Genomic DNA, 8,138 nt, shown 5'->3' with positions numbered 1-8,138 from the left:
CAGTGGCCGTTCCGTTTTGCCGCTTGTTGATATGCTCGGCGAGCTCCCGCGCGAACTTCCGCGCCTCGTTCCGAAACTCCGCGCGTACCTGCGCGACCCGTTCCACGACCACGCCCGCGGTGTCCAACAGTTCCGCGGCGGGAACCGCGGTCTGGTGCTGGGCCGGCGGCACGATTTCGGCGCGCTCGCCTTCTACCTCAGAATACCGAATCATAGTCCACCTCACGGTCGCGGATCCTGCACCCGACATTAGGCTGTGCCGGGGATCAGGTCTGCTCATTTCTGAGCAGACCGGTGCCGGCGAAGCGGAGAACCAAAAGCGCCATCACCATTGCGACGAGTGCGAGCACCCCGCCGATGAAGAACACCCGGTGGAATCCGCCGACGAACGCATCCACCTGACGGTGACCGGCGGCCAGCAGGACGGAGGTCCGGCCACTGGAGACGGTGGAGAAGACCGCGAGGCCGACCGCGCTGCCGACCATGAGCGAGGAGGTGAACAGGGCCGAGGCCACGCCGGTGTTCTCGGGGTCCGCGTCGGCGGTGACCGCGACCGACAGCGGCACGTAGGTCAGGCCGAGACCCAGGCCGGTGATCAGCGTCGGACCAGCGATGTGCGCCCAGAAGCCGCCATGCACCGGTACGGTGGCCAGCCAGAACAGGCCCGCGGCGATCAACGGTAGACCGACGGCCAGGCTCGCGCGCACCCCGTCGCGCCCCTTGACCAGCGAGTTGCCGAGGCCAGAGGAGACACCGAAGCCAACCATGATCGGCAGGTACGCCAGCCCCGTGCGCAGCGCCGAGTAGCCGCAGACCTGCTGGAGGTACAGGGTCACGAAGAAGAAGCAGCCCAGCTGGGCCGAGCCGAACAGGACCGTGGTGGCGATGGATCCGGCAGTGTTACGCCTGACCAGCAGCCGCGCGGGCAGGATCGGGTCGTCGTGCCGCCGTTCCACCGCGATGAACACGAGCAGCAGTACGGCCGCGACCGCCAGCAACGCGATCGTTTGGGCGGAGCGCCAGCCGTGGGTCTCCGTGCCGATGACCGCGTAGACAAGGGCGAACAGGGTGAGGGTGATCGCTCCGGCCCCGAAGGGGTCCAGCTTCGGTGGCCGCTCCGAGCGGCCCGCCGCCATCACCCATGGGGTGAACAGCAGCACCGCGGCGCCGATCGGCAGGTTGATGATGAACACCCAGCGCCAGCCGACGCCGGTGGTCAGCGCGCCACCGATGAGCGAGCCGAACACCGAGCCACAGGCTGCCGCGGCGCCCCAGGCCGAGAGCGCGGAGGCGCGCGGCTTGCTCTCCGGGAACATCGTGATGATCAGCGAGAGCACCGCGGGAGCGATGGCCGCACCGCCCGCGCCCTCCACCACGCGCGCGAGGACGAGCTCCTGCGGGAGGGTCGAGAACACGCACACCGCCGAGGCGACGGTGAACACGGTGATGCCGATCATCAGCAGGCTGCGCCGGCCGAGGACGTCCGCGAGCCGGCCACCGAGCAACAGCAGGGAGCCGTGGGCGAGCACGTAGCCGTTGACCACCCAGGCCAGCGAGCCGTTGGTGAATCCGAGGTCGGACTTGATGGTGGGCAGCGCGACGTTCACGATCGTGGCGTCGACCTGGATCATGAACTCGGCCAGCAGGAGCAGTGGCAGCACTACGGGGCTGATCGCCGGGCGGCTCGCCGCCTGCGGTGGCGCCTCGTCCGCAGCGCCGCGCGGGGGCTGCCCCGCGGAGTCGTTCATCAGGACCTCTGCCATGGTTTACTCCAGCCCTTGTTCTGTGGTGCGTGTGACTCACCGCTTTGCGGGGCCCGAACTCGCGCCCGCCACGAGCGGGCGGGTCCACAGGTCGGTCAGGCGCGGCAGGACGCGCCCGGTGGGTCCCTCTTCGCGGATCCGCCCGTCAGCGAGGATCAGCACGCGGTCCGCGAGCCGGGCCGCGAGCGGAAGATCGTGGGTAACCAGCACGACGGCGAGATGTTCGAACTCGATCAGCCGCCGGAGCAAGTCGACTACCCCGGCCTGCACGCGCACGTCGAGGCTAGCGGTGATCTCGTCGCACAACAGCACGCGCGGTCGCGCCGCGAGCGCACGGGCGATGGCGACGCGCTGCTGTTGGCCGCCGGACAGCCGCCGCGGGCGGCGGGCGGCCACGGCCGGATCGAGCCCCACCTCTGTCAGCAGCCTGTCGCGCTCCTCGGCCGCCTCGGCGGCGGCCATCCCGCGCAGCACGCACAGCGGCCGCTCGAGCGCCGCGCCAACGCTGCGCCGCGGATTGAGAGTGCCCGCGGGGTCCTGGCTGATCAGCTGCACCGCGCCGCGCTGGGTGATGCTGCGGTCGCGCAGCCGGGCCGGCAGTGGCTCGCCGTCGAGCAGGACGGTGCCGGAGATCGGACGCTGATGCCCGCTGACGCAACGCAGCAGCGTGGTCTTCCCGGTACCGGATTCGCCGACGATCGCGAGGCATTCGCGCCGCCGCAGCTGAAGGCTCACGCCGTCCGCGGTCAGCCGCGCGGACCGGCGTGAACCGTGCCCTGCTGTCAGTTCCCTGATTTCCAGGAGCGGCGCGTCGGTCCGCGCCGAGGGCTCATCGACCCGGTCGGCCGCCTCGTCAAGGGATGGGACGCTGTCCACGAACCGCCGCGTGTAGTCCACGACCGGCGCGTCGAGCAGCGCGCCGGTCGGACCGTCGTCCACCGCGCGGCCGCGGTGCAGCACGACCATCCGGTCGGTGATCCGGCGGGCCGCAGTCAGGTCGTGGGTGATGAAGAGCATGGTCAGGCCGTACTCGGCGACGACCGCGCCCACCGTGTCCAGCACCACTCCGCGGTTGACCGCGTCGAGGCCGGTGGTTGGCTCGTCGAGGATCAGCACGCAGGGCCGGTTCGAAAGCGCACGGGCGACGGCCACCCGCTGCCGCTGCCCGCCGGACAGCTCGTGCGGGTACCGGCGCTGGAACGCCTTGTCGGCGGGTAGGCCCACCGCGGCCAGCCGTTCCTCGACGGCGGGATCGGTGTCCTGCGGAACGAGTTCGGTCAGCAGCGCTCGAACCCGCATCGACGGGGTGAGCGCGGAGGCGGGGTCCTGCGGCAGGTACGAGACGACTCCTCGCCGGTACGCGCGCAGCGGACGCGGGGCCAATCTGAGCACGTCGTGCCCGGCGACCTCGACGCGACCCCCGGCCACGCGCAGCCCGTCGCGCACCAGCCCGAGCATCGCGAGCGCCAGCGTTGTCTTGCCCGAACCGGATTCCCCGACCACGGCGACCCGCTCGCCCGGCGCAAGAGCGAGGTCGAGCCGGTCCACCACCACGCGGCTGGCGTCCGCGGTCTCGATGGTGAGTTCGTAGAGATTGATCATGCCTCGAACCTCGCGGCTACCATGTCGAGTGCGAGGTTGACGCCGATGGTCAGCAGGGCCAGCAGTGCACCCGGCACCAGCACGCCCCAGGGCGAAAGCGAGATCCCTTCGATGTTGGCGCTGACCATGGCCCCCCAGTTCGGCGTGTCCGGGCCGAAGCCGAGGAAGCCGGCCGAGGCGGTGAGCGTGATGGCCAGGGCCAGGCGGGCGCCCGCATCGGCGAGCAGCGGGCCGAGGATGTTCGGCAGGATCTCGCGCACCATGACGGTCGCGCGGCCGTCGCCGAGGGCCACCGCCTGGTCGACGAAGCCGAGGTTGCGCACCTGGAACGTGGCGCTGCGCGCTACCCGGGAGACCACCGGCACGCCGGTCAGCGCGACCACGGTGATCAGCGACCACGCCGAATAGCCCCAGCCGTCGAGCAGCGTAAGCAGCACGAGCACCGGCGGGAGCGCGATCAGCACGTCCTCGACGGCGGCGAGGACCTGCCGGGCCCGGCCGCCCAAATACCCCGCCGGAATCCCGAGCGCGCAGCCGAGAACCGCGGTCAGCAGGGTCGCCGCGACCGGGATCAGCACCAGCGCGCGGCCTCCGCAGAGCACCTGCGCGAGGACGTCGCGGCCCGCGCTGTCGGCGCCGAGCCACAGGCCGTGTCCTGCCCGAGCATAGGGCGCGGCGACGATCCGCGACGGCTGAATGTGCGGCAGCCGACTGCCGATGAGGGCCAGCATGGCGGCGAGCGCACCGGGCACGATCGCCGCGATGCGCCAGCCCGGCACCCGGCGCCGTCGCGCTGACGTGCCCCGGCCCGCGGGTGCCGTCTTCTGGGCGCGGGGCGCCGTGTCGGGCGCGGTGAGCGAGCCGCCGGTCATCGGGGCGTCCTCGTTCGCGGATCGGCGATCAGGCCGATGATGTCCGCGAGGATGAGCGCAGTTAAGATGATCGCGGCAAGCAGCAGCCCGGCGCCCTCGACCACCGGCGTGTCGTGCCGGGTGACCGATTCGGTCAGCGGCTGCGAGAGCCCCGGATAGGCGAACAGGCGTTCTACCACGGCGGTTCCGCCGACCAGCGCGCCCACCAGCCATGCCAGCGTCTGCGAGACCGGGCCCGCGACCGAGGGCAGCAGGTGGCGGCGCACCACGGCCCACTCCGACAGACCAGCGAGCCTGCTCGCCTCGACGTGCGGGCTGCGCGAGGCGTCCAGCACGGACGCACGCACGAGCCGTCCCGCCCAGGCGATGCCGAACGAGGCGAGCGCCGCAACCGGCAGCGCGAGTATCTTCGGCCGGGAAAAAGGCGTCTCGCCGAAGGGCACCAGCGAGACCGCCGGGAGCCAGTGCAGCCAGGTCGCGAAGACGAGCACCGCCAGCGAGACCAGCACGAACTGCGGGATGGAGACGAGGGTGACCGACGCGGCGGTGAGCAGGGTGTCCACCGCGCGGCCCGGCCGCAGCCCCGCGTACACGCCCACCGCCAGCGAGCCGAGCACGGTGAGGCCGCCAGCGAGGGCGACCAGGATCAGCGTGGCGCCGAGCGCGCTGCCGATCACCGAGGATACCGGCTCGTTCCGCACCCAGCTCTGCCCGAGATCGCCGCGCGCCGCGCGCCCGAGCCAGGCCAGGTACTGCGAGACCAGCGGCCGGTCCAGCCCGGCCGCATGGTTGAACTGCGCGATCTGGACGGCGCTCGCTCCTGGGCCGAGCACGGCCGTGGCGGTCTTACCCGGCACCAGGTTGCAGCACCCGAACAACAACAGGGACACGCCGAGCAGGGTGCCCAGCGCGGAGAGCACCCTGCCGGCGAGGGTTCGGACGAGACTCACGCCGTGACCGTGGCGGTGCGGAACACCGGCGTCGACTGCACGGTCTGCACCCTGCTGATCCCGGGGCGGGACGCGTCAAGCTCCTCCTGGAAGGCCCAGAGCAGGTCGCCGCCGGACCGGTGGAGATACTGCTGCAGCTCGTCGAACAGCGCGGCACGCTGCGTGGCGTTCGGCTCGGCCTGCGCCGCGGCGAGCTTCGTCCACCAGCTCCTGCCCAGGCCGGTCACGTTGAAGGGGGACCCGGGCGCGGTGACCGCTCCGAGGTGCACCTCGATCGGCCGGTTGTCATAATAGAAGGCCTGGAACGGCCGCTTGACGAGCGCGGCCAGGTCAGCATAGTAAGAGTGTGGCGGTATCTGGTTGAGGTTCAGCGTCACGCCGACCGCCGAGAGCTGCTGCGCGAGTAGGCGGGCGGCGTTGGTCATGCCTGGTACGATCTCCGCCGTGTCCAGGGTGAGCGAGCTGACCCCAGCCGCCGAGAACAGAGCGCGGGCCTGGGCCTGATCCTGATCGCGCCGCGGCAGCGACGTGTCATAGCCGCCCAAGCCCTTTCCCACGACGTCGTCGCCCACGGTGCCGAAGCCGAGCAGCGCGTTCCGGATCAGCGCGTTGCGGTCGGCGGTCATGCGCACCGCCTGCGGCACGCGCGGATCGTTGAACGGCGGGAGCGTGGTGTTCATGGCGAAGGACAGTGCGTTCGAGTTCGCTGCCCCGCCGCGGATCACGTTGATGCCGGGACTGGCCACGGCGGCCTGCGCGCCGACCGCGCTGATCGAGACGGCGTAGTCCACCTGCCCTGATTTCAGGGCACTGAGCCTGGTGTCGGCGTCGGCGATCTGCACCACGTCGAGCTCGGTGATCGTCGGCCTGGTGCCCCAGTAGGAGTCGTTGCGCATCAGCTTGATCGTGCCCTCGCTCTGCCCGGCGTACTTGAACGGCCCGGAGCCGATGCCCACGCTGAAGTTCGTCGTGCCCGCAGGGATGATCGGCGAGAAGATCGCCAGGATCGACTCGACGAAGTCGCCGCGGGCGGCCTTGAGCGGCACGACGACGGTCAGGTCGTCGGGTGTGGTGATGGCGGCGGTGTCCATGACCGCGAAGACCGAGGCTCGGTTGCTGTGCGGCGAGGCCAGGGTCTTGAAGGTAAAGGCGACGTCGGTGGCCCGCACCGGGGCGCCGTTGTGGAAGGTGGCGCCGTCGTGCAGCTTGATGGTCCACGTCGTGGCATCCCTGTTGGACGAAACCGACGACGCCAGGCCGAGGCTGTACCCGGAGCCGGTGAGATGGGCCAGCGAGTCGTAGAGGTGGTACATCACCACATAGCTGGCGCCATATCCCATTGTCCTGATATCGAGCCCTGAGCTACCGGTGGTGTCGGCAGCGGCTACGCGGAGCTTGACCGAGCCCGAGGACGCAGACGAGCTCGGGCTGCTCGAACTGCTGCAGGCGCCGAGCGAGAATGCGCCCACCGCGCCCGCGCTCACGGCCAGGAATCCGCGCCGGCTCACCATGAAATATCCCCCGTGTTCTCAGACCGCTGATGGACAACGTCCGCGGCGGGGCTACGGCCGGGAGCGCCGTACTGCGCGCGCAGCTCGCGCTTGAGCACCTTGCCGTTGAGCGTGCGAGGCAGCGGGCCGGACAGCACGATCCGCACCGGCCGCCGACGCTCGTCCAGCCGCGCGTCGAGGTGCGCCTCGAGCTCGGCCACCGTCGTCGAGGGCGCGAGGCGGGCGACCAGCAGCACGCGCTGGCCGTCCACCGGATCGGACACGCCGATCGCCGCGCACTCGCGCACCCCTGGGCAGCCGTACGCCGCCGCCTCCACCTCCAGCGAGGAGACCATCACGCCGCCGACCCGGATCACATCCACGACCCGGTCGAACAGGTGCAGCCGGCCCTCGTCGTCGAGGCGGCCCAGGTCGCCGGTGCGGTGCCAGCCGTCGACCAGCAGCTCGTCGGTGATCTCCGGCAGGTCGAGGTAGGTGCGCCTGGGCGCGGGCGTGCGCAGCCAGATCTCGCCGACGGCACCAGTCAGCGCGGGCTCGCCGTGCTTGTCCGCGATCTGCAACTCCGTGATCGGGCTCGGCCTGCCCACGCTCGTCGGGCACTCGGGATCGTAGACGTTCACCACCAGCGCCGGCCCTGCCTCGGACTGCGAGCAGGCCGTAGAGATCTTCACGCCGGGAAACATCGCGAGCAGGGTGTTCGCCGTCGCCGGGGCCAGCGGCGCCGAGCCGCACGCCAGCGTGTGCACGCTGGACAGGTCGTAGCGTTCGGTCAGCTTCCGCTCGATGATGTCCAGCGCGATGACCGGCGTGAGCATGACCGAGCCGACGCGCAGCGATGCGGCCAGTTCGCCCATCCGCTCCGTCGAACGCGGGTCCACAAGCACGACCACCGCGGGCGAGGACAGCGCGATGTTGATGACCGTGGCGCTGGTTCCGGTGCCCAGGACCATCGGCACGAGCATGTATTCGGCGTCGCCGAACTGCTTGAACCAGCTCGGCGAACGGCCGTAGGTCAGGTTGCCGTGCGGCACCTGGTACGCCTTGGGCAGTCCGGTCGTGCCCGAGGTGTAGTGGATGTCGGAGATGTCGAGTGGCGAGATCTCGACCGGCACCGGGTCGGTGATCCCCGAGTCGAGGTCGGCGGGAGTCGCCGTCCAGCCGCCGAAGTCGGCGGGCGCGGTCAGCGCCGGCGCGTGGATGATCCCCGCGACCCGGCACTGCGTCAGCCGACGGGCGACCTCGGCCGGCGCGAGGCCGGTGTTCAGGTGCACCGCAGTGGCCCCCGCCTTGAGCAGCCCCAGATAGGCGACCGCGTACGCCCCCCAGTCCATGCCCTCGAACAACAGGGCCACCCGCGTCCCGGTGCTCCCGCCGCGGGCCAGTAGCCCGTAGGCCACCGAGGTCGCGCGCCGATCCCACTCCGCGAAGGTGGGCCCGTCC

At 71.0% G+C, this 8,138-nt stretch carries 7 protein-coding genes; all 7 read right to left on the bottom strand.

Going from position 1 to position 8,138, the window contains the following annotated elements; genetic code table 11:
* On the bottom strand, positions 1-214 hold a 214-nt coding region (locus tag AC08ON_RS13435; protein ID WP_476617090.1), incomplete at its 3' end, for a DUF6039 family protein.
* Between the two features lie 52 nt (positions 215-266).
* On the bottom strand, positions 267-1,763 hold the full coding sequence (locus AC08ON_RS13430) for an MFS transporter (protein ID WP_476607778.1): 1,497 nt from the start codon (positions 1,761-1,763) through the stop codon (positions 267-269).
* Positions 1,764-1,799: 36 nt separating this feature from the next.
* On the bottom strand, positions 1,800-3,365 hold the full coding sequence (locus AC08ON_RS13425) for an ABC transporter ATP-binding protein (RefSeq protein ID WP_476607779.1): 1,566 nt from the start codon (positions 3,363-3,365) through the stop codon (positions 1,800-1,802).
* A complete protein-coding gene (locus AC08ON_RS13420) occupies positions 3,362-4,144 on the bottom strand; it encodes an ABC transporter permease (RefSeq protein WP_476607780.1) in 783 nt (260 codons plus the stop codon). The genes AC08ON_RS13425 and AC08ON_RS13420 overlap by 4 nt, the downstream gene beginning before the upstream one ends.
* Positions 4,145-4,233: 89 nt before the next feature.
* Entirely contained in the window at positions 4,234-5,187 is a 954-nt protein-coding gene (locus AC08ON_RS13415) for an ABC transporter permease (protein WP_476607781.1), read from the bottom strand.
* The gene (locus AC08ON_RS13410; RefSeq protein WP_476617089.1) at positions 5,184-6,527 is read right to left on the bottom strand and encodes an ABC transporter substrate-binding protein; all 1,344 of its coding nucleotides are present in this window, start codon (positions 6,525-6,527) and stop codon (positions 5,184-5,186) included. The genes AC08ON_RS13415 and AC08ON_RS13410 overlap by 4 nt, the downstream gene beginning before the upstream one ends.
* 164 nt (positions 6,528-6,691) lie before the next feature.
* The coding region (locus tag AC08ON_RS13405; protein ID WP_476617088.1) for a class I adenylate-forming enzyme family protein at positions 6,692-8,138 on the bottom strand (1,447 nt) is incomplete at its 5' end.

This window comes from Frankia sp. CoWAU3 (assembly GCF_977971855.1).
This window is presented reverse-complemented; position numbering and strand designations above follow the sequence as displayed.

Excerpts from the sequence above, each read along its gene's own strand:
- AC08ON_RS13430 (WP_476607778.1), bottom strand. The coding sequence starts at position 1,763 with ATGGCAGAGGTCCTGATGAACGACTCCGCGGGGCAGCCCCCGCGCGGC.
- AC08ON_RS13425 (WP_476607779.1), bottom strand. The coding sequence starts at position 3,365 with ATGATCAATCTCTACGAACTCACCATCGAGACCGCGGACGCCAGCCGC.
- AC08ON_RS13410 (WP_476617089.1), bottom strand. The coding sequence starts at position 6,527 with ATGGGATATGGCGCCAGCTATGTGGTGATGTACCACCTCTACGACTCG.